Genomic DNA, 25,693 nt, shown 5'->3' with positions numbered 1-25,693 from the left:
CCGCCTAGAGTGTCGAACATGCGTTCCCTTCGCGTCCTGGGCGTCGACCCCGGCCTGACCCGGTGCGGCGTCGGCATCGTCGAGGGGTTCGTGGGCCGACCGCTGGACCTGGTCGACGTCGGCGTCGTCCGCACCCCGAGCGACCTCGACCTCGCGAAGCGGCTGCTGCGACTCGAGCGCGCCCTCGACGAGATCGTCGTGCGGCAGCGACCCGACGTGGTCGCAGTCGAGCGGGTGTTCAGCCAGCACAACGTGCGCACCGTGATGGGCACCGCCCAGGCCAGCGGGATCGCGATGCTCGTGGCCGCGCGCCACGGGATCCCCGTCCAGCTCCACACGCCGTCGGAGGTCAAGGCCGCCGTCACCGGCAGCGGCCGCGCCGACAAGGCGCAGGTCGCGGCGATGGTCACCCGGCTGCTGCGCCTCGACGCGCCGCCGAAGCCCGCGGACGCCGCCGACGCCCTCGCCCTCGCGATCTGCCACATCTGGCGGGGCGCCGCCCAGAACCGACTCGCCGCCGCCGTCGCTGCCGCCGGAGCGGCCCGATGATCGCCCACGTGCGCGGCGCCGTCGCCGCGGTCTCGCTCAACTCCGCCGTCCTCGACCTGCAAGGCGTCGGCTACCACGTGATGTGCACGCCCTCCACGATCGCCGACCTGCGCCTGGGCCAGGAGGCCACGCTGTGGACCTCGATGGTCGTGCGCGAGGACTCGATGACGCTCTACGGCTTCGCGAACGCCGAGGAGCGCGACATGTTCGAGCTCGTGCAGACCGCCAGCGGCGTGGGTCCGAAGGTCGCCCAGGCGATGCTCGCGGTGCTCCCGCCCGAGCGGCTGCGCACCGCGATCGCCTCGTCGGACCACGCGACCCTCACGAAGGTGCCCGGGATCGGCCGCAAGGGAGCCGAGCGGATCGTGGTGGAGCTGAAGGACCGGGTCGGCGCCGTCGCCTCGTCCGCCGTCTCGACGGCCGGTCCCGCGTGGCGCGACCAGGTGCACGAGGCGCTCGTCGGGCTGGGCTGGTCGGCCAAGGACGCGGACGCCGCGATCGACCGGGTGGCCGACGGGGTGGGTCCCGACCCCGACATCTCGGCGATCCTGCGCGACGCCCTGCGATCGATGGACCGAGGCCGGTGAGCATGGACGAGTACGACGACTTCGAGTCGATCGTGGCCGAGGCCGCGTCGCCGCAGGAGAGCGCGTTCGAGCAGGCCCTGAGGCCGCGCACCCTCGACGAGCTGGTCGGTCAGGAGCGGGTCCGTGAGCAGCTTGCACTCGTGCTCGATGCCGCAGTGGCGCGCGAACGCACCCCCGACCACGTCCTGCTGTCGGGCCCGCCCGGACTGGGCAAGACCACGATCGCGATGATCATCGCGAACCAGCTCGCGGCACCGCTGCGCCTCACCAGCGGCCCGGCGATCCAGCACGCGGGCGACCTCGCGGCGATCCTCTCCGGCGTCAACGAGGGCGACGTGCTCTTCATCGACGAGATCCACCGGATGTCGCGGCCCGCCGAGGAGCTGCTCTACATGGCGATGGAGGACTTCCGGGTCGACGTCGTCGTCGGCAAGGGTCCGGGCGCCACCGCCATCCCGCTGCAGATCCCGCCGTTCACCGTCGTCGGCGCCACCACCCGCGCCGGTCTGCTGCCCGGCCCGCTGCGCGACCGGTTCGGCTTCACGGCCCAGCTCGACTACTACGAGCCGTCCGACCTCGACCGCATCGTGCGGCGCTCCGCCGATCTGCTCGACCTGCAGGTCAGCGCCGAGGCGTCCGCGGAGATCGGCTCCCGGTCCCGCGGCACCCCACGCATCGCCAACCGCCTGCTGCGGCGCGTCCGCGACTACGCGGAGGTCCGCGCCGACGGCGCCGTCGACCACGCGATCGCGCAGGCCGCCCTCGACCTGTACGAGGTCGACGACCTCGGCCTCGACCGGCTCGACCGCGCGGTGCTCGACGCCCTGTGCCGCAACTTCGGCGGGGGACCGGTCGGCATCGCCACGCTGGCGGTCGCGGTGTCGGAGGAGCGCGAGACGGTGGAGGAGCTGGCCGAGCCCTTCCTGGTGCGGCTGGGCTTCCTGGCCCGCACGCCCCGTGGGCGGATCGCCACCCCGGCGGCCTGGCGACACCTCGGCCTGACGCCCCCGGCCGGGGTCGATGCCGGGCAGCTGCCCTTCGACTCCGCCGACTAGACTCCATCCGGTGACCTTCGCTGACTTCCTGCCCCTGATCCTGCTGGCCCTGGTCTTCTTCCTGCTGATCATCCGTCCCATGCGGGAACGGCAGAAGCAGTACTCGGCGCTGCGCCAGATGCAGTCGGCGCTGAAGCCCGGTGCCCACGTGATGATCAGCAGCGGCATCCACGGCACCATCTCGACGATCGACGACGAGACCGTCGGCCTGGAGATCGCGCCCGGCGTGGTCATCACCGTGGCGCGCGCGGCCGTCGCCGAGGTCGTCGCGCCCGACGTGATCGACCCCGAAGCATGAGCGACTTCCCGGACGCCGCCGCGCGGCTCATCCGCGCCATCGACGACTGGCCCGAGGCCGGCGTCACGTTCCGCGACATCACGCCGCTGCTCTCCGATCCGCAGGGGCTGGCAGCCACCGTCTCCGCACTGGTCGACGCGGCCAGGGCCTTCGGGCCGCTCGACGTCGTGGCCGGCGTCGAGGCGCGCGGCTTCCTGCTCGCGCCGCTGATCGCCGAGGCGCTGGGCATCGGCCTGGTGCCCGTCCGCAAGGCCGGCAAGCTGCCCGCGCGCACCCTCTCGGAGTCCTACTCGCTCGAGTACGGCGACGCCGTCGTCGAGATCCACGCCGACGCCGTCCCCGAGGGCGCCCGCGTGCTCGTCGTGGACGACGTCCTCGCCACCGGGGGAACGCTCGCCGCCGCCGGCCGTCTGTTCGAGCGCGCCGGCGCCGTCGTCGCCGGCAACCTCGTCCTCATCGAACTGCCCGCCCTCGAGGGTCGCGCCGTGCTCGGCGACGTCCCCCTGACCGCACTCCTGGAGTACTGATGAGCCAGCGCACCGTCCGCATCGTCGCCATCATCGCCATTGCCGCGCTCGTCCTGGGCGTGCTGGCCTCGGTGTTCACCGGCGCCCTCTGAAGCGCCCTCCGTAGGATGGACTGAAGGAGGCACGCGTGGCTGAGCGCATCGATGGACCATCGACGAAGGCTGCCGAGACCAGGACCCCGGACTCGGCACGCACCTCCGCGCGCGTGCGCAGCCGGCTGGCCCGCATCGGCGGCAAGTCCACCGGCGGTGGCAACCCGGTCCTCGACCCGCTGATCAAGGTCTACCGCGACACCCATCCCAAGGGCGACGTCTCGTCGATCGAGAAGGCCTACGAGGTCGCCGCGGCGATGCACGAGGGCCAGAAGCGCAAGAGCGGCGACCCGTACATCACGCACCCGCTGGCCGTCGCCACGATCCTCGCCGAGCTCGGCATGACGGCGCCCACCCTGTGCGCGGCCCTGCTGCACGACACCGTCGAGGACACCTCCTACACGATCGAGCAGCTGCGCAAGGACTTCGGCGACGAGGTCGTCCACCTCGTCGACGGCGTCACCAAGCTCGACAAGGTCAAGTACGGCGACTCCGCCCAGTCCGAGACGATCCGTAAGATGGTCGTCGCGATGGCGCGCGACATCCGCGTGCTCGTCATCAAGCTGGCCGACCGCCTGCACAACATGCGCACCCTGCGCTACCTGCGCCAGGACAAGCAGGAGCGCATCGCCCGCGAGACCATCGAGATCTTCGCGCCCCTGGCCCATCGCCTGGGCATGAACACGATCAAGTGGGAGCTGGAGGACCTCGCGTTCGCCACCCTGCACCCCAAGGTCTACGACGAGATCGTGCGGCTCGTCGCCGAGCGCGCGCCGTCGCGCGAGGCGTTCCTGGAGCGCGTCATCCGCGACGTGAACTCCGACCTCGGCCACGCCAAGATCAAGGCGAAGGTCACCGGCCGACCGAAGCACTACTTCTCGATCTACCAGAAGATGCTCGTGCGCGGCCGCGACTTCTCCGACATCTTCGACCTCGTCGGCGTGCGCATCCTGGTGGACGACGTCGCCGACTGCTACGCCGTGCTGGGCGTCCTGCACGCCCGGTGGAACCCCATCCCGGGCCGCTTCAAGGACTACATCAGTGTCCCGAAGTTCAACATGTACCAGTCGCTGCACACCACGGTGATCGGCCCGCAGGGCAAGCCCGTGGAGCTGCAGCTGCGCACGTACGCCATGCACCGCCGCGCGGAGTTCGGCGTCGCGGCCCACTGGAAGTACAAGGCCGAGTCGCTCGCGGCCGTGGGCGGGAAGGCCAGCAAGGACGGGCCCGGCGGCAACGAGATGATGTGGCTGCGCGAGCTGGTCGACTGGCAGTCCGAGACCGAGGACTCCAGCGACTTCCTGGACTCGCTGCGCTTCGAGATGCAGAACGCCGGCGTCTACGCCTACACGCCGCGCGGTGACCTGATCCAGCTGCCGGCCCACGCCACGCCGGTCGACTTCGCCTACGGCGTGCACACCGAGGTCGGTCACGCGTGCGTCGGCGCCCGCGTGAACGGCCGCCTGGTGTCCCTGGAGTCCGAGCTCGAGAGCGGCGACGTGGTGGAGATCTTCACGTCGAAGTCGCCCACCGCGGCCCCGAGCCGCGACTGGCTCGACTTCGTCAAGAGCCCCCGCGCGCGCAACAAGATCCGGCAGTGGTTCACGAAGGAGCGCCGCGAGGAGGCCATCGACCACGGCAAGGACCTCATCGCGAAGCAGATGCGCAAGGAGGGTCTGCCGATGCATCGCCTGTTCCGGCAGGCGAACCTCGACACGGTGGCCAAGGAGATGGGCCACGCCGACATCTCCGCGCTCTACGCCGCGGTGGGGGAGAGCAACGTCGGCGCGCAGGGCGTGGTCGACCGCGTCATCGACCTCGCCGGTGGTCGCGAGGGAGCCGAGGAGGAGGCCGCCGAGGCCACGGCGATGCCGCTGCGCTCCAGCCGGCCGTCCACGGCTCGCGGCGACGCCGGTGTCGAGGTGGTCGGTGTCTCGGGCGACGTCATGGTGAAGCTTGCGCGCTGCTGCACGCCCGTGCCTGGTGACAAGATCGAGGGCTTCGTCACGCGCGGCTCCGGCATCTCGGTGCACCGCACCGACTGCGTCAACTTCGTCGAGCTCGCGCACCAGACCGAGCGGGTCGTGCAGGTGCGCTGGGTCGCCAACGCCAAGACCACGTTCCTCGTGGCGATGCAGGTCGAGGGCCTCGACCGTCCGCACCTGCTGTCCGACATCACCAAGGTGATCTCCGACCAGCACGTCAACATCCTGTCGGCCACGCTCAGCACCGGCCGCGACCGCGTTGCCAAGAGCCGCTTCACCTTCGAGATGGCCGACGCCAAGCACCTCGGCGCCGTCCTGAAGGCCGTCGGCGGCGTCCAGGGCGTCTTCGACGCCTACCGCGTCACCCAGTAGGCCCTCCAGCGTCGAGACACGTGATCTCGATACACCGTCTCGCTTCGCTCGCCGGCACTCGATCACCGGCTGCCCGGTGATCGAGTAGCTCGCGAGCGCCAGCGAGCGGCGTATCGAGATCACCTGTGGACGAGAGCGGTTCACCCAGAGATCTCCGCCACGCTGAGCGGATGGCTCACGTCTACATCCTCCGGTGCTCCGACGGCTCCTATTACGTCGGCAGCACACGCCACCTCGCTGGACGCCTCCGCCAGCACCAGACCGGCACGGGCGCGGAGTACACGAGGCACCGGCTCCCGGTCGAGCTCCTGTGGTCCCACGAGTTCGCATCAGTGGTCGATGCGTTCGCGGCGGAGAAGAAGATCCAGGGGTGGTCTCGAGCCAAGCGCGAGGCGCTCATGCGCGGCGACCTCCACCTCTTGCCCGGGCTGGCGAAGAAGCGAAATTGGCGCCGGGACGCATGATCTCGATACGCGGGCTCGTTCCTCGCCCCGCTACTCGATCACCGAGGAACCGGTGATCGAGTAGCTCGCGAGCGCAGCGAGCGGCGTATCGAGATCAGCCGAAGTCGGAGGCGGTGCGGCGGGCGATCTCGAGGAACGCCTGGCGCGACTCGAGGTTCTCGCGCAGGCTCTTGACCTTCTTGGCGTCGCCGGCCGCCTCGGCCTTGGCGATGTCGGCCTCGATGCCGGCGATGGCGTCCTCGAGCTTGGTGATCATGTCGTCCGCGCGGGCCGACTTCTCGGGGTCGGTGCGCTTCCACTCCTGGTCACCGGCGTCGCGGATCGCCTTCTCGACGGCGCGGATGCGGCCCTCGAGCTCCTTGATCTGGTCGCGCGGCACCTTGCCGGCGGCCTCCCAGCGGTCGGCGATGTCGTGCCAGGCACGGCGCGTGGCCTCGAGATCCTTGATCGGCAGCAGCGCCTCGGCCTCGACGAGGATCTCGCGCTTCACCGTGGCGTTCTCGGCGAACTCGGACTCCTGCGCGGCGTTGGCGGCCTCGCGAGCCTGGAAGAAGACGTCCTGCGCCGCGCGGAAGCGCTTCCACAGCTTGTCCTCGACGTTGCGCGGAGCGGAGCCGGCAGCCTTCCAGCGCTGCATGAGGTCGCGGTAGGCGCCCGAGGTGGCGCCCCAGTCGGTGGAGCCGGAGAGGGCCTCGGCCTCCTCGATCAGCTTCTCCTTGATCTTCTTCGCCTCGTCACGGCGCACGCTCTGCTCACCGAAGTGGGCCTTGCGCTTCTTCGTGTAGGCGGTGCGAGCGGTGGAGAACCGGTGCCACAGCTCGTCGTCGGCCGACTTGCTGAGGCGGGGGAGCGCCTTCCACTCGTCGAGCAGGGCGCGCAGCCGGTCGGCGCCGTTGCGCCAGTCCTGGCCCGCGCCGATCTTCTCGGCCTCGGCGACGATGCGGGTCTTGGCCTCGGTGGCCTCGGCGGTGCGCTGCTCGCGCTCGGCCTTGCGCTTGGCGCGGAGCTCGCCGAGGGCCGGCTCGACCTTGTCGAGACGCGCCGACAGCGACGCGAGGTCGCCGATCGCCTGTGCGTCGACGAGCTGCTCGCGGATCGTGGCGACGGCCTTGGTCGCGTCGTCGGGCGACACGGTTCCGGCCTCGATGCGCTTCTCCAGCAGGTCGACCTCGGTCTCGAGGTTGTCGAAGCGCCGGGTGTAGAACGCGAGCGCCTCAGCGGCGTCGCCTCCGGTGACCCATTGCCCGATCAGACGTTCGCCATCGCCCTCTTTGACGTAGACGTTGCCGTCCGCGTCGACGCGGCCCCAATCACTCATGGCGGTCAGTCTAGGAGGTTCGCGGCGTCAGGTCCTCCTCGCGTACCCTGACGGACGTGCTTCTCACCGCCTTCCCCGCCGGACCACTGCAGGCGAACTGCTATTTCGTCGCCTCCGGCCCGGGTTCCCCGTGCGCGATCGTCGACCCGGGCATGCAGTCCGCAGAGGGCGTGCGCGCCGTCGTGGCCGAGCACGACCTGACCCCCGCCGCCGTCCTGGTGACGCACGGCCATTTCGACCACATGTGGGACGCGGCGCGGGTCGCCGACGAGTACGGCTGCCCGCTCTGGATCCACCCGGCCGACCGGCACCTGCTGGCCGACCCGATGGCCGCGATCTCGGGCGAGTCGGCGGCGATGCTGCGCCAGCAGCTCGGGGAGATCGACGAGTCGCAGTTCTCCGAGCCGGCCGAGGTCCGCGACGCAGTCGACGGCGCCACGATCCAGGTCGGCGACCTGACGCTCACCGTCGACCACTGCCCGGGCCACACGCCGGGCACCGTGGCCTACCGCGTCGACTACACCGGTGACGAGCCCGTCTCGCAGATCATGTTCTCCGGTGACTTCCTGTTCTTCGGCTCGATCGGTCGGACCGACCTCGTCGGCGGCGTCCACGCCGAGATGCTGCGCAGCCTGCAGACCAAGGTGCTGACGCTGCCCGACGACGTCGTCGTGCTGCCCGGCCACGGCCAGCAGACCTCGATCGGCCGCGAGAAGGCCACGAACCCCTTCCTGCTGGAGCTGACCGCATGATCGAGCGCCAGCGAGATCCAATCAGGCACCTCATGGCGGCGCTTCCGTACTGTGCTTCTTCGACGGAGGTGGCGCCGTGAGCAAGCTGTCGGGCTTCCCCGAGTTCCTGCCGGCGGAGCGCAGCGTCGAGCTGGCGGTGTTCGACCACCTGGCCCGCGTCTTCGAGCTGCACGGCTTCGCCAACATCGAGACGCGAGCGGTCGAGCCGCTCGAGACGCTGCTGCGCAAGGGCGAGATCGACAAGGAGGTCTACGCCGTCCGCCGCCTGCACGCCGACGAGTCGGAGGCCTCCGAGCTGGCCCTGCACTACGACCTCACCGTGCCGTTCGCGCGCTACGTGGTGGAGAACGCCGGTCACCTGCAGTTCCCGTTCCGCCGCTACCAGATCCAGAAGGTCTGGCGCGGCGAGCGCCCCCAGGCCGGCCGGTTCCGCGAGTTCACCCAGGCGGACATCGACATCGTCGGCGACGGCGCGCTGCCGTTCCACTTCGACGTCGAGGTCGCGCGGGTCATGGCCGAGGCGCTGGCCGGGCTGCCGATCCCGGGCCTCTCGCTGACGCTCCAGGTCAGCAACCGCAAGGTGCTCGAGGGCTTCTACCTGGGCCTGGGCATCGAGAGGCCCACCGCCGTGATGCAGGTGATCGACAAGCTCGACAAGCTGTCGGCCGACAAGATCGCCGACCTGCTCGGCGAGCAGGGGCTCACCGAGGCCCAGGCCACGTCGTGCCTCGCGCTGGCCGAGATCGTCACCACCGACACGTCGTTCGTCCAGCAGGTCCGCGACCTCGGCGTCGAGCACCCGCTGCTCGACGAGGGACTCGCCGAGCTGGAGGCCGTCGTGGCGGGGTGTGCCACCGTCGAGGGCGTGACCGTCACCGCCGACCTGCGCATCGCGCGCGGCCTGGACTACTACACCGGCACGGTGTTCGAGACCCGCGTCGCCGAGCACCCGGGCCTCGGCTCGATCTGCTCCGGCGGCCGCTACGACGAGCTCGCCAGCGACGGCAAGCGCACGTACCCGGGCGTGGGCCTGTCGATCGGCGTCTCGCGCCTGCTCTCGACGCTGACCACGAGTGGCGTCACCGCGTCGCGCTCCGTTCCGTCGGCCGTCCTCGTGGCGGTCAACGACGAGGACTCGCGTCCCGGCAGCGACGCCATCGCCCAGCGCCTGCGCGCCCGTGGCATCGCCTGCGAAGTGGCCCCCGCGGCCCAGAAGTTCGGCAAGCAGATCCGCGTCGCCGAGCGCCGTGGCATCCCCTTCGTCTGGTTCGTCACGCAGGACGGCGACCAGGTGAAGGACATCAGAACCGGCGAGCAGGTGTCGGCCGATCCCGACGCCTGGACGCCCCCCGAGACCGACCTGCGACCGCAGGTGACCCACAAGGAGACGACAGCGTGATCCGCACCCATGACGCCGGAACCCTGACGGCCGCGAACATCGGCGAGAGCGTCACCCTCGCCGGTTGGGTCGCCCGCCGCCGCGACCACGGCGGAGTCGCCTTCATCGACCTGCGCGAGGCCAGCGGCGTCGCCCAGGTCGTCGTCCGCGAGGACGTCGCCCACCAGCTGCGCAGCGAGTTCTGCCTCAAGGTCACCGGTACGGTCCAGCGCCGTCCCGAGGGCAACGAGAACGCCGCGATCGCCACGGGCGAGATCGAGGTCATCGCCGACGACGTCGAGATCCTGTCGCGGTCCGAGCCGCTGCCGTTCCCCATCGACGAGCACGTTGAGGTGGGGGAGGAGGCGCGCCTCAAGCACCGCTACCTCGACCTGCGCCGGCCGGCCCCGGCCCACGCGATGCGGCTGCGCTCGAAGGTCAACGCCGCCGCCCGCGCCGTCCTGGACCGCCACGACTTCGTCGAGGTGGAGACGCCCACGCTGACCCGTTCCACGCCCGAGGGCGCGCGCGACTTCCTCGTGCCGGCACGCCTGCGTCCCGGCAGCTGGTACGCGCTGCCGCAGAGCCCCCAGCTGTTCAAGCAGCTGCTCATGGTGGGCGGCCTCGAGCGGTACTACCAGATCGCGCGCTGCTACCGCGACGAGGACTTCCGTGCCGACCGCCAGCCCGAGTTCACCCAGCTCGACATCGAGATGAGCTTCGTCGAGCCCGATGACGTGATGGCGCTGGCCGAGGAGATCTACGTCGCGCTGTGGAAGCTGATCGACGTCGACCTGCCCACGCCGTTCCCGCGAATCACGTACGCCGACGCGATGAGCAAGTACGGCTCCGACAAGCCCGACCTGCGCTTCGACCTCGAGCTGGTCGAGCTGACCGACTACTTCAAGGACACGCCGTTCCGCGTGTTCCAGGCGCCCTACGTCGGCGCGGTCGTGCACCCCGGCGGTGCCTCGCAGGCCCGCCGCACGCTCGACGGCTGGCAGGAGTGGGCGAAGCAGCGCGGCGCCCGCGGTCTGGCCTACGTGCTCGTGCAGGAGGACGGGTCCCTCACCGGTCCCGTCGCGAAGAACCTTTCCGACGCCGAGCGTGACGGCCTCGTGGAGGCCGCCGGCGCGAAGCCCGGCGACGCCGTCTACTTCTCGGCCGGCCCGGTCAAGAGCTCGCGCCAGCTGCTCGGTGCCGCGCGCATCGAGATCGCGAAGCGCGAGAACCTCATTGACGAGTCGAAGTGGGCCTTCGCGTTCGTCGTCGACTGGCCGATGTTCGAGTCGGTCAGCGAGCTCGACTCCGGCGACGTCGCGGTCGGCGGCGGCGAGTGGACCGCGGTCCACCACGCCTTCACGGCGCCTCAGGACCCCGAGACCCTCGCCACGCCCGGCGACTCGCTGGCGCAGGCCTACGACATCGTCTGCAACGGCAACGAGGTCGGCGGCGGCTCCATCCGTATCCATCGCGAGGACGTGCAGAAGCGCGTCTTCGAGATCATGGGCATCGGCGCCGAGGAGGCGCAGGAGAAGTTCGGCTTCCTGCTCGAGGCGTTCAAGTACGGCGCCCCGCCGCACGGCGGCATCGCGTTCGGCTGGGACCGCACGGTCGCGCTGCTCGCCGGCGCCGACTCGATCCGCGAGGTCATCGCGTTCCCGAAGTCCGGTGGCGGCTACGACCCGCTGACCGCGGCTCCGGCCCGGATCACGCCGGAGCAGCGCGCCGAGGCCGGCGTCGACGCCGAGCCCGACGAAGGCGACGACGCCGAGTGAGTCGCTGGCTGCCTGCGGGGGAGGACCCGCGCACCGAGGGCGAGCCGGTCGGTGAGAAGGCCACGTACCTGGAGTACCTGGCCAACCACCGCCTGACGCTGCAGCTCAAGTGCGCGGGCCTCTCGCCCGAGCAGCTGGCGCACCGCAGCGTGCCGCCGAGCACGCTGTCGCTGCTCGGCCTGGTGCGCCACATGGCGTACGTCGAGCACACGTGGTTCGTCCGCGTGGCGCAGCAGTCGCCGGAGGAGCCGCTGTTCCTCAAGGCCCACGACAGCGACGCGGACTTCAACGGCGCGGTCGGCACGCAGGAGTGCGTGGACGAGGCGTTCGAGGCCCTGCGCGCGCAGATCGCCCGGGCCGAGGCGTGGCTCGAGGGCATCGACGAGGCCGACTTCGGCCGCGAGCTGCCCCACCACCGCGCCGGCACCGTCGCGATCCGTGACCTGCTCGTGCACATGATCGAGGAGTACGCCCGCCACAACGGCCACGCCGACCTCCTGCGCGAGTGCATCGACGGTCGCACCGGGGAATGAGCCGTAGGCTCGTGGGGTGACCGACGGACTCTTCGACCTGCCCGAGGCGCCCGCCTCGGGACGCCGCGACTCCAGCGGATCCCTCGCGGGCAACGTGCACTCGAGCGCCCCGCTCGCGGTGCGGATGCGACCGCAGACCCTCGATGAGCTGGTCGGCCAGCAGCACCTCCTCGCGCCCGGGTCGCCGCTGCGGCGGATGATCGAGGGCAACGCCCCGCTCACCGTCCTGCTCTGGGGCCCGCCCGGCACCGGCAAGACCACGCTCGCGAGCCTCATCAGCCGCCAGGCCGACCGCCGCTTCGTCGAGGTCTCCGCCGTGAGCGCGGGTGTCAAGGAGGTCCGCGAGGTCATCGCCGGAGCCCGCCAGGCGCTCTCGCGGGGCAAGGAGACCGTGCTGTTCGTCGACGAGGTCCACCGCTTCAGCAAGGCGCAGCAGGACGCGCTGCTGCCCGGGGTGGAGAACCGCTGGGTCAGCCTCGTGGCCGCCACCACCGAGAACCCGCACTTCAGCGTGATCTCGCCGTTGCTGAGCCGATCGCTGCTGCTCACCCTCCAGCCGCTCACCGACGACGACATCGCGCTGTTGGTCGACCGCGCGATCGCCGACGAGCGCGGCTACGGCGGCGACATCGCGATCAGCGACGACGCCCGCGACCACCTCGTGCGGCTCGCCGGGGGAGACGGCCGCCGTGTGCTGACCTACCTCGAGGCCGCCGCGGGAGCCGCGTCCGACCAGGGCCACGCCGAGATCACCCTCGACGACGCCGCGCTCGCCGTGGACAAGGCGGCCGTCCGGTACGACCGCCAGGGCGACCAGCACTACGACGTGACGAGCGCGTTCATCAAGTCGATCCGCGGCTCCGACGTGGACGCGGCGCTGCACTACCTCGCCCGCATGATCGAGGCGGGGGAGGACCCCCGATTCATCGCGCGCCGCCTGATGATCCACGCGAGCGAGGACATCGGCATGGCTGATCCCACGGCGCTGCCGCTGGCCACCGCCACGGCCCAGGCGGTCGCCATGATCGGCTTCCCCGAGGCCAGGATCCCGCTGGCACAGGCGGTGATCCACCTCGCCACGGCGCCGAAGTCCAACGCGGTGATCCGCGCGATCGACGCCGCGATGGCCGACGTCCGCGCGGGCAAGATCGGCGCGGTGCCGCCCGCGCTGCGCGACGCCCACTACTCCGGGGCGAAGAAGCTCGGCCACGGGCACGACTACGTCTACGCGCACGACGACCCCCGCGGCGTCGTCCCTCAGCAGTACGCACCCGACGACGTCGACGGCTCCGACTACTACGAGCCGGGCCCTCACGGCGCCGAGGGAGCGATCGCCGAGCGCCTCGCCCGAATCCGCGCCATCGTCCGAGACCGGTAACCTCGTTCCCATGTCCGTGCAGCTCGCGATGCTCGTCGCCACCGCCGTCCTGGCGGTCGTGGCAGTGGTCGCGGCCATGGTCGCGCTGCGAGCGTTGCGCGAAGCGAAGGCACTCGGTGATCGAGTAGCACGCGACGAAGGAGCGGCATATCGAGATCAGCCCGAGGACTCACGCGATCTCGATACATCGCCTCGTGCCTCGGCGACACTCGATCACCGGGCCCCCGAGCCCGAGCCGACCACCGAGGTCGTGCGGGTCGTGGAGGGCCGCGTGATCGTGCAGCCCACCCACGACCAGCTCGTCGCGGCCACGATGACGCGCCCGTCGGTGCGCCTGAACATCCTCGTCGGCGGGATCGCCCACGCGCTGCGCCCCGAGAGCCGCGACCGGATCCTCGGCCTGATGCGCCGCGAGTACCGCGCGAGGAGGCGAGCTCGCCAGCGGGCCGCCCGCGCGGCGGCTCGCGCCACCAACGGTCCGCCCCCGTCGTCCGGCGGCCAGGGCTGGGTGGGCTCATGAGCGCCCGTCTCGCCTGGTTCGTCGCCGGAGCGGCGGCCGGCGTGTACTCCAGCGTCAAGGCCAAGCGAGCGGCCTACCGGCTCTCCATGCCGGGCCTGATCGACCAGGCCGCCGCACTCGGCTCCGGCGTGCGGGCCTTCCGCGCGGAGATGCACGAGGGGATGCACGCCCGCGAGGATCACCTGCGCCACCACCTGCTGGACCACGAACCCCGGCTCGCGCTGACCGAGCCCACCGAACCCCCCGAACCAAAGGACCCCCTCTGATGGAGACCGCTGAGATCCGGCGCCGATTCCTCTCCCACTTCGAGAACGCCGGCCACACGGTCGTGCCCTCGGCCCCCCTGCTGTTCGACGACCCGAACCTGCTGTTCGTCAACGCCGGCATGGTGCCGTTCAAGCCGTACTTCCTCGGCCAGGAGACGCCGCCGTTCGATCGCGCCACGAGCGTGCAGAAGTGCGTGCGCACGCTCGACATCGAAGAGGTCGGCAAGACCACCCGTCACGGCACGTTCTTCCAGATGAACGGCAACTTCAGCTTCGGCGACTACTTCAAGGAAGGCGCCATCACGCTCGCGTGGGAGCTGATCACCAAGTCGGTCGACGACGGCGGCCTGGGCTTCGACCCCGAGAAGATCTGGGTCACGGTGCTGCACACCGACACCGAGGCGCGCGAGCTGTGGAAGAAGGTCGCCGGCCTGCCCGACGAGCGGATCCAGGACCGCGGCCTGCTCGACAACTACTGGCACATGGGCGTCGAGGGCCCGGGCGGCCCGTGCTCGGAGATCTACGTCGACCGCGGCCCCGAGTACGGACCCGACGGCGGCCCCGAGGCCGACGAGGACCGCTTCCTGGAGATCTGGAACCTCGTGTTCATGCAGGAGGAGATCGCCAACGTCACCGCCAAGGACCAGTTCGACGTCATCCAGCCGCTGCCGAAGCAGAACATCGACACCGGCATGGGCCTGGAGCGCGTCGCGTATCTGCTCCAGGGCAAGGAGAACCTCTACGAGATCGACGAGGTCTTCCCCGTCATCGAGCGGGCCGCCGAGCTCACCGGTCGCAGCTACGGCGCCGACCACACCGACGACGTGCGCTTCCGCGTGGTCGCCGATCACGTCCGCAGCAGCCTCATGCTCATCGGCGACGGCGTCACGCCCGGCAACGAGAGCCGTGGCTACGTGCTGCGCCGCCTGCTGCGCCGCGCCGTGCGTTCGATGCGCCTGCTCGGCTACGAGGATCCCGCGCTGCCCCAGCTGCTCCCGGTGAGCATGGAGCGGATGAAGGCGTCCTACCCCGAGCTGGAGACGGACTTCGCCCGGATCAGCCAGATCGCCTACGCCGAGGAGGAGGCGTTCCGCCAGACGCTCGGCAAGGGCACCCAGATCTTCGACGTGGCCGCGGGCGAGACGAAGCAGTCCGGCGGCAGCGTGCTCAGCGGCAGCCAGGCCTTCCAGCTGCACGACACGTACGGCTTCCCCATCGACCTCACGCTGGAGATGGCGCAGGAGCAGGGTCTCTCGGTCGACCAGGAGGGCTTCCGCTCCCTGATGGCCGAGCAGCGGGCGCGGGCCAAGGCCGACGCGAAGTCGAAGAAGGGTCTGCACGCGGACACCACGGTGTACCGCGAGACGATCGACGCGTTCGGACCCACCGACTGGGTGGCGTACACGAACCTCATCACCGAGTCGAAGGTGCTGGCGCTGCTCTCGGGCGGTCAGTCGGTGCCCGTCATCACCGAGGGCCAGGTCGGCGAGGTCGTGCTCGACCGCACCGGCTTCTACGCCGAGTCCGGCGGCCAGAACGCCGACGCCGGCGTCCTGCGCTGGGACGGCGGCCACGCCGAGGTGCTCGACGTCCAGCGGCCCATCCGCGGTCTCGTCGTGCACCAGGTGCGCGTCGTCCAGGGCGAGCTGACCGCGGGCTCCGAGGTCTCGGCCGAGGTCGACCACGAGTGGCGCATCGGCGCCCGCCAGGCGCACTCGGGCACGCACGTCGTGCACGCGGCGCTGCGCGAGGTGCTCGGCCCGACGGCGCTGCAGTCCGGCTCGTACAACCGGCCCGGGTACCTGCGCCTCGACTTCGGCTGGGGCGGCGCGCTCGACCCCGAGCAGTTCCACCAGGTCGAGCAGGTCTCGAACCGGGCGCTGCGCGAGGACCTGCAAGTCTCGCAGCACTGGATGACCCTGCCTGAGGCCAGGGAGTTCGGCGCTCTCGCGCTGTTCGGCGAGACGTACGGCGAGGAGGTGCGCGTCATCGAGATCGGCGGCCCCTGGTCGCGCGAGCTCTGCGGCGGCACCCACGTCGAGCGCTCCAGCCAGATCGGCACCGTCGTGCTGACCTCGGACTCTTCGGTGGGCGCGGGCAACCGTCGCATCGAGGCGCTCACCGGCATCGAGGGCTTCCAGTACCTCGCCCGCGAGCGCGATCTCGTGCTCCAGCTCAGCGACGTGCTGAAGGCCAAGGCCGACGACCTGCCCGCCCGCGTGCAGGACCTCGTGTCCCGCCTGAAGTCCACCGAGAAGGAGCTCGAGAAGTTCCGGACGGCGCAGCTGCAGGCCGGTGCCGGTGACGTCGCGAAGTCGGCGGAGGACATCGACGGCGTCGCGTTCGTCGCGCACCGTGCCGAGGGCGTCGGTGGCGGCGACGTGCGCCAGCTCGCGCTCGACATCCGCGGCCGCCTCGCCGACCGCCCGGCCGTGGTCGTCGTGATCGGCACGGCGGGCGACAAGCCCTCCGCGGTCGTTGCGCTCAACCCGCAGGCCGTCGACCGGGGCCTCTCGGCCCAGCAGCTCATCGCCACCGTCGGCGAGCGGATCGGTGGCCGCGGTGGCGGCAAGGCCGACGTCGCCCAGGGTGGTGGCACCGATCTCGGTGGCATCGATGCGGCCTTCGCCGCCGTCCGGGACGCCCTGCGCGGATGACCTGGCGCAGGGGACGCCGCCTCGGGGTCGATGTCGGCGACGCCCGCATCGGGGTCGCGTCGTGCGACCCCGACGGGCTGATCGCCACGCCGGTCGAGACCGTCAAGGCGGGGGAGGGCTCGATCGCCCGCCTCGTGGCGCTCGTGGACGAGTACGAGGCCCTCGAGGTCGTCGTCGGTCTGCCCCTCGGGATGTCGGGTCGCGAGGGCCCCGCCGCGGTCAAGGTGAGGGCCTACGCGACCGCTCTGGCAGCGGCGCTTCCAGGTGTTTCGGTACGGTTGATCGATGAACGACTCTCGACGGTGGCGGGCCAGGCCCAGCTGCACGCGAGTGGGCGCACGACGAAATCGTCACGATCGGTCATCGACCAGGCGGCTGCCGTGGTGATTCTCCAGTCGGCGATCGACGCCGAGAAGGCGCGCGGAAGCGCGCCCGGCGAAGTGGTCGACGTGGCGACGGAAGGAAACGACGGATGAGCGAGAGTGACGGCGGGCTGGAGATCCTGACCGGCGAGGAGGAGCCCCGACGCAACCGTCCGGGCTCGCGTCGCAAGGAGGAGCCCCCGGCGAAGAAGAAGTCGGGCCTGAAGAACGTGATCGCCCTGATCGCGGTCATCGCGATCCTGATCGGCGGCTACGTCGTGGTCACCAAGGCCATGGACCGGATGGGCGGCGCCGAGGACTACTCCGGATCCGGCACCGGCACGGCCGAGGTGACCATCCCCTCGGGCGCGAACGGCGTCCAGATCGCCCGGATCCTGGCCGAGCAGGACGTCGTGAAGTCGTCCGAGGCGTTCTACCAGCTGAGCCTCACAGACGCGCGCGCCCAGCAGATCCAGCCCGGCACCTACACGCTGCGCCAGCAGATGTCCGCCGAGGCCGCACTCGCTGCCCTGGTCGACCCGTCGGCCCGCGTCCAGGCGAAGTTCACGGTGCCCGAGGGGGCGCGCGTGGGCCAGATCGTGGAGATCATCTCCAAGAACACCGAGCTCGAGTCGAAGGACCTCGAGGCCGCGCTCGACGACCCCGCCTCGATCGGCCTGCCCGACTACGCCAACGGGAACCCCGAGGGCTACCTGTACCCCGAGACCTACTTCGTCGAGCCGGGTGACGACGCCAAGGCCGTCCTGACCCGCATGGTGCAGCAGACGCTCAAGGTGGCCAAGGACCTCGACATCGGCACCCGGGCGCCCGCGCTGGGCCTGTCCGGCGAGGAGGTCCTCACGGTGGCCAGCATCCTGGAGTACGAGGGCCAGAAGCCCGAGGACTACGCCAAGATCGCCCGCGTGCTCTACAACCGCATCGAGCAGGGCATGCCCCTGCAGCTGGACTCCACCGTGTCCTACGTCAGCGAGCGCAAGGGCGACGTGTGGACCACGGCCGAGGAGCGCGCCAACCCGTCGCTGTACAACACCTACCAGCACCAGGGCCTGCCGCCGGGACCGATCGGCTCGCCGGGCGAGGCCTCGATCGAGGCCGCGCTCAACCCGGCCACCGGTCCGTGGCTGTACTTCTTCGCGAAGAAGGACGGCTCGGTGGTCTACAACGAGGACTTCGGCAAGCACAACTCCGACTGCCAGGCCGAGTACGGCGCCGGTTCGTGCGGCGGCTGACATGAGGTGCGCCGTCGTCGGCTCGCCGATCTCGCACTCGCTGTCGCCGGCGATGCACCGCGCGGCGTACCGCCAGCTCGGCCTCGACTGGAGCTACGGCGCCTTCGACGTGCAGGACGGCGAGCTCACCGAGTTCGTGTCCGAGCACCGCGAGGGCTGGCGCGGCTACTCCGTCACCGCGCCGCTCAAGCGCGAGGCGGCCGGCCTGGCCGCGGAGCGCGACGCCTACGTGGAGGCCCTCGGCGTCGCGAACACCCTCGTCGCCATCGACGGTGGCTGGTCCGCGCACAACACCGACGTGCCCGGAGCGGTGAGCGCGCTGCACGAGATCGGCGTCGGCTCCCTGCGCTCGGTGCGGATCGTCGGTGCCGGCGCCACGGCGGCGTCCATGGCCCTGGCGTGCCGGCGCCTCGGCGCCCGCGAGGTCGAGCTGCGGGTCCGCGACACCGCCCGCGCGGCCTCCACGGCCCGGACCATCGAGGGTCTCGGCCTGGCCGTCACGGTGGTCCCGCTGCACGTCGAGGTGCTCGAGTCGGTCGACCTCCTGGTCAACACGGTCCCGGACGGGTCGCTGGCCGGGCGTGAGCACGGGTTCGTCGGCGCGACGAACGCGGTGTTCGACGCGGTGTACGACCCGTGGCCCACGGCGCTCATGCGGTCGGCCCGGTCCGAGGGCCGCTCGCTGGCCACCGGACTCGACCTGCTGGCGCACCAGGCGGTGCTCCAGGTGAGCCTCATGGCCGGCGACACGGTCGAGCCGGCCGTCCTGGTGACAGCGGCCATGGAGGCGCTCGCCAGCCGTTAGGGTGCACCTCGTGCCCCTCGTCGTGAGTGCCCTGCTGGCCGGTCTGCTGGCGGCGGTCTCCCCGCTGCTGCTCGCGCGGCTCCCCGAGCCGGTGGCGGAGCCCGACGACGACATGCCGCCGAAGATCCCGTACGCCGACCTGGCGGCCGTGCCCAGCCTCGGACTGTGGCTGGCGCTGCCGGCGGCCGCGCTGGGAGCGGTCGCCGCCGCGACGATCTCGGAGCCGAGGCTGCTGCCGGTGTGGATCCCGATCGCGGCCGCCACGCCCGTGCTGGCCTGGGTGGACTGGAAGGTGCACCTGCTGCCGTACCTCATCGTCTCGCGCCTGTACGTCGTCTCGTGGCTGCTGATCGGCGTGAGCGCGCTGTGGATGCAGGACGCGTCGGTGCTGCTGCACGCGTTGATCGGCAACCTCGCGGTGTTCGGCTTCTACTTCCTGCTCGCCGTCCTCGGACCCATGGGATACGGCGACGTCCGGCTGTCGGCCGTGGTCGGCGTCGGGCTGGGCCCCCTGGGTCTGGTGGCCACGTACTACGGCGTGTTCTTCGGCCTGTGCATCGGCGCCCTCGTGGGCCTGGTGCTCGTGCGCGGCCGCATCGGGCAGCGGATCCCCATCGCCTTCGGTCCGTACCTGCTGCTCGGTGCGTTCGCCGCACTCTGGGTCTGACAGAGGCTGGGCGCCGGGGGTCTGAGAGAATCGCCCCATGCTTCGTTGGTTGACTGCCGGTGAGTCACACGGCCCCGCACTCGTCGCGACCCTCGACGGCCTCCCGGCCGGTGTGGAGGTCACGAGCAAGGAGATCCAGGCCGCCCTCGCGCGGCGCCGTCTCGGCTACGGTCGCGGCGCCCGGATGGCCTTCGAGGCCGACGAGCTGGAGATCATCGGCGGCATCCGCCACGGCCGCACCCTCGGCAGCCCGATCGCGATGCGCATCGGCAACAGCGAGTGGCCGAAGTGGGAGCAGGTCATGGCGGCCGACCCGGTCGATCCCGAGACGCTCGCCGGGCTCAAGCGCAACGCGCCGCTGACGCGTCCCCGCCCGGGGCACGCCGACCTCGCGGGCATGCAGAAGTTCGACTTCGACGAGGCCCGGCCGATCCTCGAGCGCGCGAGCGCCCGTGAGACCGCCGCCCGCGTCGCCCTCGGCGAGATCGCCGCGCAGTTCATCGCCCAGACCACGGGTGCCCGGATCGTCAGCCACGTCGTCGAGCTGGGCACCGTCAACGCGCCGGCGGGTGTGCTTCCGAGCCACGCCGACGTCGAACGACTCGACGCCGACCCGCTGCGCTGCTTCGACCCCGAGACGTCGCAGGCGATGGTGGCCGAGGTCGACGCGGCCCACAAGGACGGCGACACCCTGGGCGGCGTCGTCGAGGTCATCGTCGAGGGGCTGCCGCCGGGCCTGGGCTCGCACACGCAGTGGGACCGCCGCCTCGACAGCCGCCTCGCCGCCGCCCTCATGGGCATCCAGGCGATCAAGGGCGTCGAGCTGGGTGACGGCTTCGAGCTGGCGCGCACGCGCGGCTCGCTCGCGCACGACGAGATCGTCCCGACCGCCGACGGCATCCGCCGCGTCTCCGGTCGCGCGGGCGGCACCGAGGGCGGCATGACCACCGGTGAGCTGCTGCGGGTCCGCGCCGCCATGAAGCCGATCGCCACCGTGCCGCGCGCCCTGCGCACCGTCGACGTCGCCACCGGCGAGGAGACCCGGGCGCACCACCAGCGCTCCGACGTCTGCGCCGTGCCCGCCGCCGGCATCGTCGCCGAGGCGATGGTCGCGCTCGTCGTGGCCGACGCCCTGCTGGAGAAGTTCGGCGGCGACTCCGTCGGCGAGACCGCCCGCAACGTGCGCACCTACCTCGAGAACCTGAGCCACCGGTGACCGGCACCCGTCCGGTCGTCGTCGTGGTCGGGCCGCCGGGTGCGGGCAAGACCACGGTCGCCGAGCTCCTCGCCGACCGGCTCGGGGTCCGGGTCCGCGACACCGACCAGGACGTCGAGGCGAACGAGGGCGAGACCGTCCAGGACATCTTCGTCAGCCGCGGCGAGCCGGTGTTCCGCGAGCTCGAGGCCGCCGCGGTGGCCGAGGCCCTGCGCACCCACGACGGCGTCCTCGCACTCGGTGGCGGAGCCGTGATGGACGAGGGCACCCGCGCGCAGTTGGCGGAGCACACGGTCGCCCACCTCGACGTCGGGCTCGCGCACGCCGCCGCCCGCGTCGGCATGAACTCCGGCCGACCGCTGCTCATGGGCAACATCCGCGGCCAGCTCAAGAAGCTCATGGACGCGCGCCGTCCGCTCTACAACGAGGTCGCCACCTTCACGATCGACACGAACGACCTCACCCCGGACGAGGTCGTCGACCGCGTCCTGAAGGAGCTCGGCCGATGACCCGCCGCGTCGCCGTCGAGACGGCGCAGCCCTACGAGGTCGTGGTGGGCCACCGCGTCATGGCCGAGCTCGAGAGTCTCGTGCCCGAGGACGCCCTGCGTGTGGCGATCATCCACGCCGGCCCGGTCCTGGGCGTGGCCGAGGACCTGGCTCAGCACCTGCCCGGCCGCGAGGTGCTGCTGATCGAGGCGCCCGACGGCGAGCGGGCCAAGACCGTCGAGTTCCTCGCGCACTGCTGGGACCAGCTGGGCCTGCGCGGCTTCACCCGCTCCGACCTCGTGATCGGCGTCGGGGGAGGAGCCACCACCGACCTGGCCGGCTTCGTCGCCGCCAGCTGGCTGCGCGGCGTCCGCTTCGTCACGGTGCCCACCACGGTGCTCGGGATGGTCGACGCCGCCGTCGGCGGCAAGACCGGCATCAACGTCGCCGCCGGCAAGAACCTCGTCGGCGCGTTCCACGAGCCCGTCGGTGTGCTGTGCGACCTCGCCACGCTTGCCGAGCTGCCCCAGCGCGAGCTGCGCGGGGGACTGGCCGAGGTCGTCAAGTGCGGCTTCATCGCCGACTCGTCGATCCTGGACGACGTGGAGGCGACCCCCGAGCGTGCGCTCGACCCCGCCGACGACCTGCTCGCCGACCTCGTCACGCGCGGCATCGCGGTCAAGGCCCGCACCGTGGCCGGCGACCTGCGCGAGACCGGCGCGGACGGCTCGATCGGCCGCGAGGCGCTCAACTACGGTCACACCCTCGGCCACGCGATCGAGCGGCACGAGAAGTACACGCTGCGCCACGGCGAGGCGATCAGCGTGGGCATGGTGTTCGTCGCCGAGCTCGCCCACCGCTCCGGCCTGATCGACGAGGCGCTGGTGGCCCGGCACCGTGCGACGCTGGGTCTCGTGGGCCTGCCGACGAGCTACGACGGAGCGTCGTTCGAGGAGCTGCTCAGCGGCATGCGCCTGGACAAGAAGACGCGCGGCGACCAGCTGAGGTTCGTGGTGCTGGACGCGCTGGCGTCCCCGCGGATCCTTGCCGGGCCGGACGAGGACGTACTGCGTGCCAGCTGGGAGGCCGTCCGTGGCTGAGCCGACCCGCCTCGACCGGCTGCGTGGCCTCCTCGCGGAGTCCGGGCATGTCGCGATGTACGTGTCCGACCTGATCAACGTGCGCTACCTGACCGGGTTCACCGGCTCGAACGGTGCCTGCCTCGTTCGTGCCGAGGGCGAGGCGGTCTTCCTCACCGACGGGCGCTACCGCGACCAGTCCGCCGCCGAGCTCGCCGCCGCCGGGAACGACGACATCGAGATCGTCGTGACCCGCGACCTCCTCGGGGTCGCGGCGGGCCGCGCCCCGGCCGCCCCCGTGGCCGAGACGCACTCGCTCGACGGGGACTCGTGGCAGCAGCTGGACCGTCCCGAGTCCTCGGGTCGGTTGGTCGAGCGGCTCCGCGAGACGAAGGACGACAGCGAGATCGCCGCCCTGCGTCGCGCCTGCGAGATCTCCTGCGAGGCACTGGAGGCGCTCGTGGCCGGCCCGCTGGTCGGCCGTACCGAGCGCGAGGTCGCCCGCGACCTCGAGTGGCGGATGCTCGAGCTGGGCGCCGAGGACAAGGCGTTCGAGACGATCCTGGCCGCGGGGGAGCACACGGCGATCCCGCACCACGACCCCACCGACCGCGAGCTGCGCCGCGGCGACCTGCTGAAGATCGACTTCGGTGCGCGCGTCGACGGTTACCATGCCGACTGCACGCGCACCTTCGTCCTCGGCCCCGCGGCCGACTGGCAGCGCGAGATCCACGCCGCCGTCCGCGAGTCGCAGGCCGCCGGCCTCGACCGCCTCCGCGACGGCGTTCCGGTGGCCGATGCGAACACCGCCGCGCGCGGATCGCTCGAGGCCTCGGGCTGGCTGGACGCGTTCACGACGGGCCTCGGGCACGGCGTCGGACTGCAGATCCACGAGGACCCGTTCATCGCGTCGTCCCACACGGGTAGACTTGCCAGCCGCACCGTCCTGACGATGGAGCCGGGGATCTACCTTCCGGGCCGTGGGGGCGTGCGCATCGAGGACACCGTCCTCGTCACCGACCCCGCCCACGGCGGTGAGCCCGACGTGCTCACCGATCTGACCAAAGAACTCCTGGAGATCGACTGATGGCAACCACGAACGACCTCAAGAACGGCATGGTGCTCAAGATCGACGGACGGCTGCTGGCTGTCGTCGAGTTCCAGCACGTCAAGCCGGGCAAGGGCCCCGCCTTCGTCCGCACCAAGCTCAAGGACGTCGAGTCGGGCAAGACGCTCGACCGCACGTTCAACGCCGGCACCAAGGTCGAGACGGCCAGCGTCGACAAGCGCGACATGCAGTACCTCTACAACGACGGCTCCAGCTTCGTGTTCATGGACACGTCCACGTTCGACCAGATCGAGGTCACGCCCGAGGTCATGGGCAACACCGTCGACTACCTGCTCGAGAACCAGGACGCCGTCGTGGCCACGAACGAGGGCCGCGTGCTCTACGTCGAGCTGCCCGCCTCGGTCGAGCTCGTCATCGAGCACACGGATCCGGGCCTGCAGGGCGACCGCTCCAGCGGCGGCACGAAGCCGGCCCGCCTGGAGACCGGCAAGGAGATCCAGGTGCCGCTGTTCGTCGGCTCGGGCGAGAAGGTCAAGGTCGACACCAGGGACGGCAGCTACCTCGGTCGCGTGAAGGCCTGATGGCTGCACGCACCAAGTACCGCAAGCGGGCCCTGGACATCCTGTTCGAGTCCGAGTCCCGCGGGCTGGCCGCCGACGGCACCCTCGCCGACCGGCTCGAGGCCAACGACCCACCGGTGAATCCGTACACGGTCTCGCTGGTCGAGGGCGTCGCGGCGAACGTCCGGCAGATCGACGGGCTGCTGGAGGAGCACTCGCACGCCTGGTCCCTCGACCGCATGCCGGCCGTGGACCGCAACCTGCTGCGGATCGGCGTCTACGAGATCCTCTTCGCCGACGACGTGCCCGACCCGGTGGCGATCAGCGAGGCCGTCGAGCTGGCGAAGGAGCTGTCGACCGACGAGTCGCCGCGCTTCGTCAACGGCCTGCTGTCGAAGGTCTCGCAGATCAAGTCGACCCTGACCCTCGGCGAGCCCGAGCCCGAGCCCGAGCCCGAGGCGTCAGCTGACGCATCCGCCGAGGACTCCGGAGACCGCTGAGCCCGTCGGCGCCGCGCGCCGGTAGCGCTCGACATGCCGCACGGGCGTGTCGAGGTACCGGTCGTCGAGGTGACCGTGGGACTTCATGTTGTGGTGCTTCCTGCACAGGCACCTGAGGTTGGATCCGGTGGTCGCGCCGCCGCTGTCGTAGGCCTTCGCGTGGTCGAGGTCGGTCTCGTGGACCGGGGCGCGGCAGCCGGCGACCCGGCAGGTGCCGTCGCGCCAGCGGAGCGCTTGTCTCAGTGATTCGGGCGGCCGGTACTTCAGGACCGTGGTGTCGAGGACCTCGCCTACCGGGTCGAGGACCAGACGCCTGAGCACGGCATGCTCGGACTGGGCGAGCTCGCGGGCCCACGCGCTGCCGACCGGCTCGCCGTCGAGAGTCAGTCCGGGGCCGTCGGTCAGGCCGATGAGGTCGGTGGCCGAAATACTGATCGCGATCTCGGCGCGGATGTCGGTGCTGGTGCCGGTGCAGGACGTGAGCCAGTGCGCCACGAGGTCGGCCTGCTTCTGCTCGCGCGTGCGTCGGTCCTTCTCGCCGGACTCCCGGTCCATTGACGGCAAAGCCCTCGCAGCGCGACGCAGCCGGTCGCCGACGGCGATGGCGACCCCCGTGGGCAGGAGGGCGTTGAGCCACGACGTGCCGTCGCTGTTGTGGCTGATCGAGACGCGGCGCTCCTCGACCGCCCGATCGGTCTCCTGCTGCACCTGGTCAGGCTCGAGCCGCGCGCGCAGCCGCCGCAGCCAGGCCCGCAGCTCGGCGATCGTGTGGGTGGAGGCGTAGTCGGGCGCGGAGGCCTCGAGCGCCGCCCAGGCCTCCAGGGTCTCCAGGCGCTCGGCCGTGTCGGCGATCGCGGACACGCGAATGCCGTCGATCTCGCCCGATCGGAACGCCGACCAGACCGCCGGCACCCGCTCACGGACCACCGTGGCCTCGCTGACCATCGCCCACACCTGGCGCTCGGTGACGTGCAGTGCCTGAGCCAGCTCGAGGGTCACCTCGCGCCGCGCCAGATCCTTCGACAGCAGGATGTCGTCCGTGCGATCGATCTCGGCCACCCGTTTGGCATGGAATGAGGCGATGAAATCCCACTCCTCGAACTCGGCGATCGCCCGCGCGCGACGCACGGCCGCGCCCGTCACGATCGCGCGGTTCGAACTCATGTACCCAACCTAGTGGGCCCCACC

General features: G+C 71.2%; 27 protein-coding genes. 25 read left to right on the top strand and 2 right to left on the bottom strand.

Annotated features, from left to right (window positions below; genetic code table 11):
- Positions 1-36 precede the first annotated feature (36 nt).
- The 7 genes from ruvC (at position 37) to H1W00_RS12575 (ending at position 5,929) form a co-directional block, all read left to right on the top strand.
- Positions 37-549 carry a crossover junction endodeoxyribonuclease RuvC gene (gene ruvC / locus H1W00_RS12605; RefSeq protein ID WP_206680075.1) on the top strand — a complete coding sequence of 171 codons (513 nt, stop codon included), beginning with the start codon at positions 37-39 and terminating at the stop codon, positions 547-549.
- Positions 546-1,136: a Holliday junction branch migration protein RuvA gene (gene ruvA, locus H1W00_RS12600; RefSeq protein WP_181756007.1), complete on the top strand. Its 591-nt coding sequence runs from the start codon at positions 546-548 to the stop codon at positions 1,134-1,136. Before ruvC ends, ruvA begins: the two co-directional genes overlap by 4 nt.
- A 2-nt stretch (positions 1,137-1,138) precedes the next feature.
- The gene (gene ruvB / locus H1W00_RS12595; RefSeq protein ID WP_181756006.1) at positions 1,139-2,191 is read left to right on the top strand and encodes a Holliday junction branch migration DNA helicase RuvB; all 1,053 of its coding nucleotides are present in this window, start codon (positions 1,139-1,141) and stop codon (positions 2,189-2,191) included.
- Between the two features lie 10 nt (positions 2,192-2,201).
- A complete protein-coding gene (gene yajC, locus H1W00_RS12590) occupies positions 2,202-2,489 on the top strand; it encodes a preprotein translocase subunit YajC (RefSeq protein WP_181756005.1) in 288 nt (95 codons plus the stop codon).
- Complete coding sequence (locus tag H1W00_RS12585; RefSeq protein WP_181756004.1) at positions 2,486-3,016, top strand: adenine phosphoribosyltransferase; 531 nt, start codon at positions 2,486-2,488, stop codon at positions 3,014-3,016. The genes yajC and H1W00_RS12585 overlap by 4 nt, the downstream gene beginning before the upstream one ends.
- A 127-nt stretch (positions 3,017-3,143) precedes the next feature.
- Positions 3,144-5,465, top strand: coding sequence for a RelA/SpoT family protein (locus H1W00_RS12580; protein WP_420826878.1), 2,322 nt, complete (start codon positions 3,144-3,146; stop codon positions 5,463-5,465).
- A gap of 170 nt (positions 5,466-5,635) precedes the next feature.
- A complete protein-coding gene (locus H1W00_RS12575; RefSeq protein ID WP_181756003.1) occupies positions 5,636-5,929 on the top strand; it encodes a GIY-YIG nuclease family protein in 294 nt (97 codons plus the stop codon).
- A 94-nt stretch (positions 5,930-6,023) separates the two neighbouring features.
- Here the strand turns inward: H1W00_RS12575 and H1W00_RS12570 are convergent, their stop codons facing one another.
- Entirely contained in the window at positions 6,024-7,247 is a 1,224-nt protein-coding gene (locus H1W00_RS12570) for a DUF349 domain-containing protein (protein WP_181756002.1), read from the bottom strand.
- Between the two features lie 56 nt (positions 7,248-7,303).
- Here H1W00_RS12570 and H1W00_RS12565 point away from each other — a divergent pair, with 56 nt between their 5' ends.
- The 18 genes from H1W00_RS12565 to nusB all read left to right on the top strand — a co-directional run bounded on the left by H1W00_RS12565 (position 7,304) and on the right by nusB (position 24,505).
- A complete protein-coding gene (locus H1W00_RS12565; RefSeq protein WP_181756001.1) occupies positions 7,304-7,999 on the top strand; it encodes an MBL fold metallo-hydrolase in 696 nt (231 codons plus the stop codon).
- Positions 8,000-8,075: 76 nt separating this feature from the next.
- Positions 8,076-9,398, top strand: coding sequence for a histidine--tRNA ligase (gene hisS, locus H1W00_RS12560; protein WP_181756000.1), 1,323 nt, complete (start codon positions 8,076-8,078; stop codon positions 9,396-9,398).
- On the top strand, positions 9,395-11,155 hold the full coding sequence (gene aspS / locus H1W00_RS12555; RefSeq protein ID WP_181755999.1) for an aspartate--tRNA ligase: 1,761 nt from the start codon (positions 9,395-9,397) through the stop codon (positions 11,153-11,155). Before hisS ends, aspS begins: the two co-directional genes overlap by 4 nt.
- A complete protein-coding gene (locus H1W00_RS12550; RefSeq protein WP_181755998.1) occupies positions 11,152-11,688 on the top strand; it encodes a DinB family protein in 537 nt (178 codons plus the stop codon). The genes aspS and H1W00_RS12550 overlap by 4 nt, the downstream gene beginning before the upstream one ends.
- 16 nt (positions 11,689-11,704) lie before the next feature.
- Positions 11,705-13,066, top strand: a complete 1,362-nt coding sequence (locus H1W00_RS12545) for an AAA family ATPase (protein ID WP_181755997.1) — start codon at positions 11,705-11,707, stop codon at positions 13,064-13,066.
- A 10-nt stretch (positions 13,067-13,076) separates the two neighbouring features.
- On the top strand, positions 13,077-13,586 hold the full coding sequence (locus H1W00_RS12540; RefSeq protein ID WP_181755996.1) for a hypothetical protein: 510 nt from the start codon (positions 13,077-13,079) through the stop codon (positions 13,584-13,586).
- Positions 13,583-13,852 carry a DUF6167 family protein gene (locus tag H1W00_RS12535; RefSeq protein ID WP_181755995.1) on the top strand — a complete coding sequence of 90 codons (270 nt, stop codon included), beginning with the start codon at positions 13,583-13,585 and terminating at the stop codon, positions 13,850-13,852. Before H1W00_RS12540 ends, H1W00_RS12535 begins: the two co-directional genes overlap by 4 nt.
- The gene (gene alaS / locus H1W00_RS12530; RefSeq protein ID WP_181755994.1) at positions 13,852-16,509 is read left to right on the top strand and encodes an alanine--tRNA ligase; all 2,658 of its coding nucleotides are present in this window, start codon (positions 13,852-13,854) and stop codon (positions 16,507-16,509) included. Before H1W00_RS12535 ends, alaS begins: the two co-directional genes overlap by 1 nt.
- Positions 16,506-16,985 (top strand): Holliday junction resolvase RuvX, encoded by a 480-nt coding sequence (gene ruvX / locus H1W00_RS12525; protein ID WP_181755993.1) that lies wholly within the window; start codon positions 16,506-16,508, stop codon positions 16,983-16,985. Before alaS ends, ruvX begins: the two co-directional genes overlap by 4 nt.
- Positions 16,982-18,121 (top strand): endolytic transglycosylase MltG, encoded by a 1,140-nt coding sequence (gene mltG, locus H1W00_RS12520; RefSeq protein WP_181755992.1) that lies wholly within the window; start codon positions 16,982-16,984, stop codon positions 18,119-18,121. Before ruvX ends, mltG begins: the two co-directional genes overlap by 4 nt.
- Position 18,122: 1 nt before the next feature.
- Positions 18,123-18,926: a shikimate dehydrogenase family protein gene (locus H1W00_RS12515; RefSeq protein WP_181755991.1), complete on the top strand. Its 804-nt coding sequence runs from the start codon at positions 18,123-18,125 to the stop codon at positions 18,924-18,926.
- Positions 18,927-18,936: 10 nt separating this feature from the next.
- A complete protein-coding gene (locus tag H1W00_RS12510; RefSeq protein WP_181755990.1) occupies positions 18,937-19,593 on the top strand; it encodes a prepilin peptidase in 657 nt (218 codons plus the stop codon).
- 37 nt (positions 19,594-19,630) lie between these two features.
- Entirely contained in the window at positions 19,631-20,809 is a 1,179-nt protein-coding gene (aroC, locus tag H1W00_RS16265; RefSeq protein WP_206680022.1) for a chorismate synthase, read from the top strand.
- Complete coding sequence (locus tag H1W00_RS12505; protein ID WP_338072898.1) at positions 20,806-21,318, top strand: shikimate kinase; 513 nt, start codon at positions 20,806-20,808, stop codon at positions 21,316-21,318. The genes aroC and H1W00_RS12505 overlap by 4 nt, the downstream gene beginning before the upstream one ends.
- On the top strand, positions 21,315-22,397 hold the full coding sequence (aroB, locus tag H1W00_RS12500; protein ID WP_181755989.1) for a 3-dehydroquinate synthase: 1,083 nt from the start codon (positions 21,315-21,317) through the stop codon (positions 22,395-22,397). Before H1W00_RS12505 ends, aroB begins: the two co-directional genes overlap by 4 nt.
- Positions 22,390-23,463, top strand: coding sequence for a M24 family metallopeptidase (locus tag H1W00_RS12495; protein WP_338072897.1), 1,074 nt, complete (start codon positions 22,390-22,392; stop codon positions 23,461-23,463). Before aroB ends, H1W00_RS12495 begins: the two co-directional genes overlap by 8 nt.
- Positions 23,460-24,026 (top strand): elongation factor P, encoded by a 567-nt coding sequence (efp, locus tag H1W00_RS12490; RefSeq protein ID WP_241733185.1) that lies wholly within the window; start codon positions 23,460-23,462, stop codon positions 24,024-24,026. Before H1W00_RS12495 ends, efp begins: the two co-directional genes overlap by 4 nt.
- Positions 24,026-24,505, top strand: coding sequence for a transcription antitermination factor NusB (nusB, locus tag H1W00_RS12485; protein ID WP_181755988.1), 480 nt, complete (start codon positions 24,026-24,028; stop codon positions 24,503-24,505). Before efp ends, nusB begins: the two co-directional genes overlap by 1 nt.
- On the opposite strand, the gene H1W00_RS12480 is transcribed toward nusB, so the two are convergent.
- Positions 24,467-25,669 (bottom strand): HNH endonuclease signature motif containing protein, encoded by a 1,203-nt coding sequence (locus H1W00_RS12480; RefSeq protein WP_181755987.1) that lies wholly within the window; start codon positions 25,667-25,669, stop codon positions 24,467-24,469. The two genes, nusB and H1W00_RS12480, sit on opposite strands and share 39 nt — an antisense overlap.
- Positions 25,670-25,693: the final 24 nt, after the last annotated feature.

The sequence above is a fragment of the Aeromicrobium phoceense genome, from assembly GCF_013868155.1.
In the GTDB taxonomy this organism is placed as follows: domain Bacteria; phylum Actinomycetota; class Actinomycetes; order Propionibacteriales; family Nocardioidaceae; genus Aeromicrobium; species Aeromicrobium phoceense.
This window is presented reverse-complemented; position numbering and strand designations above follow the sequence as displayed.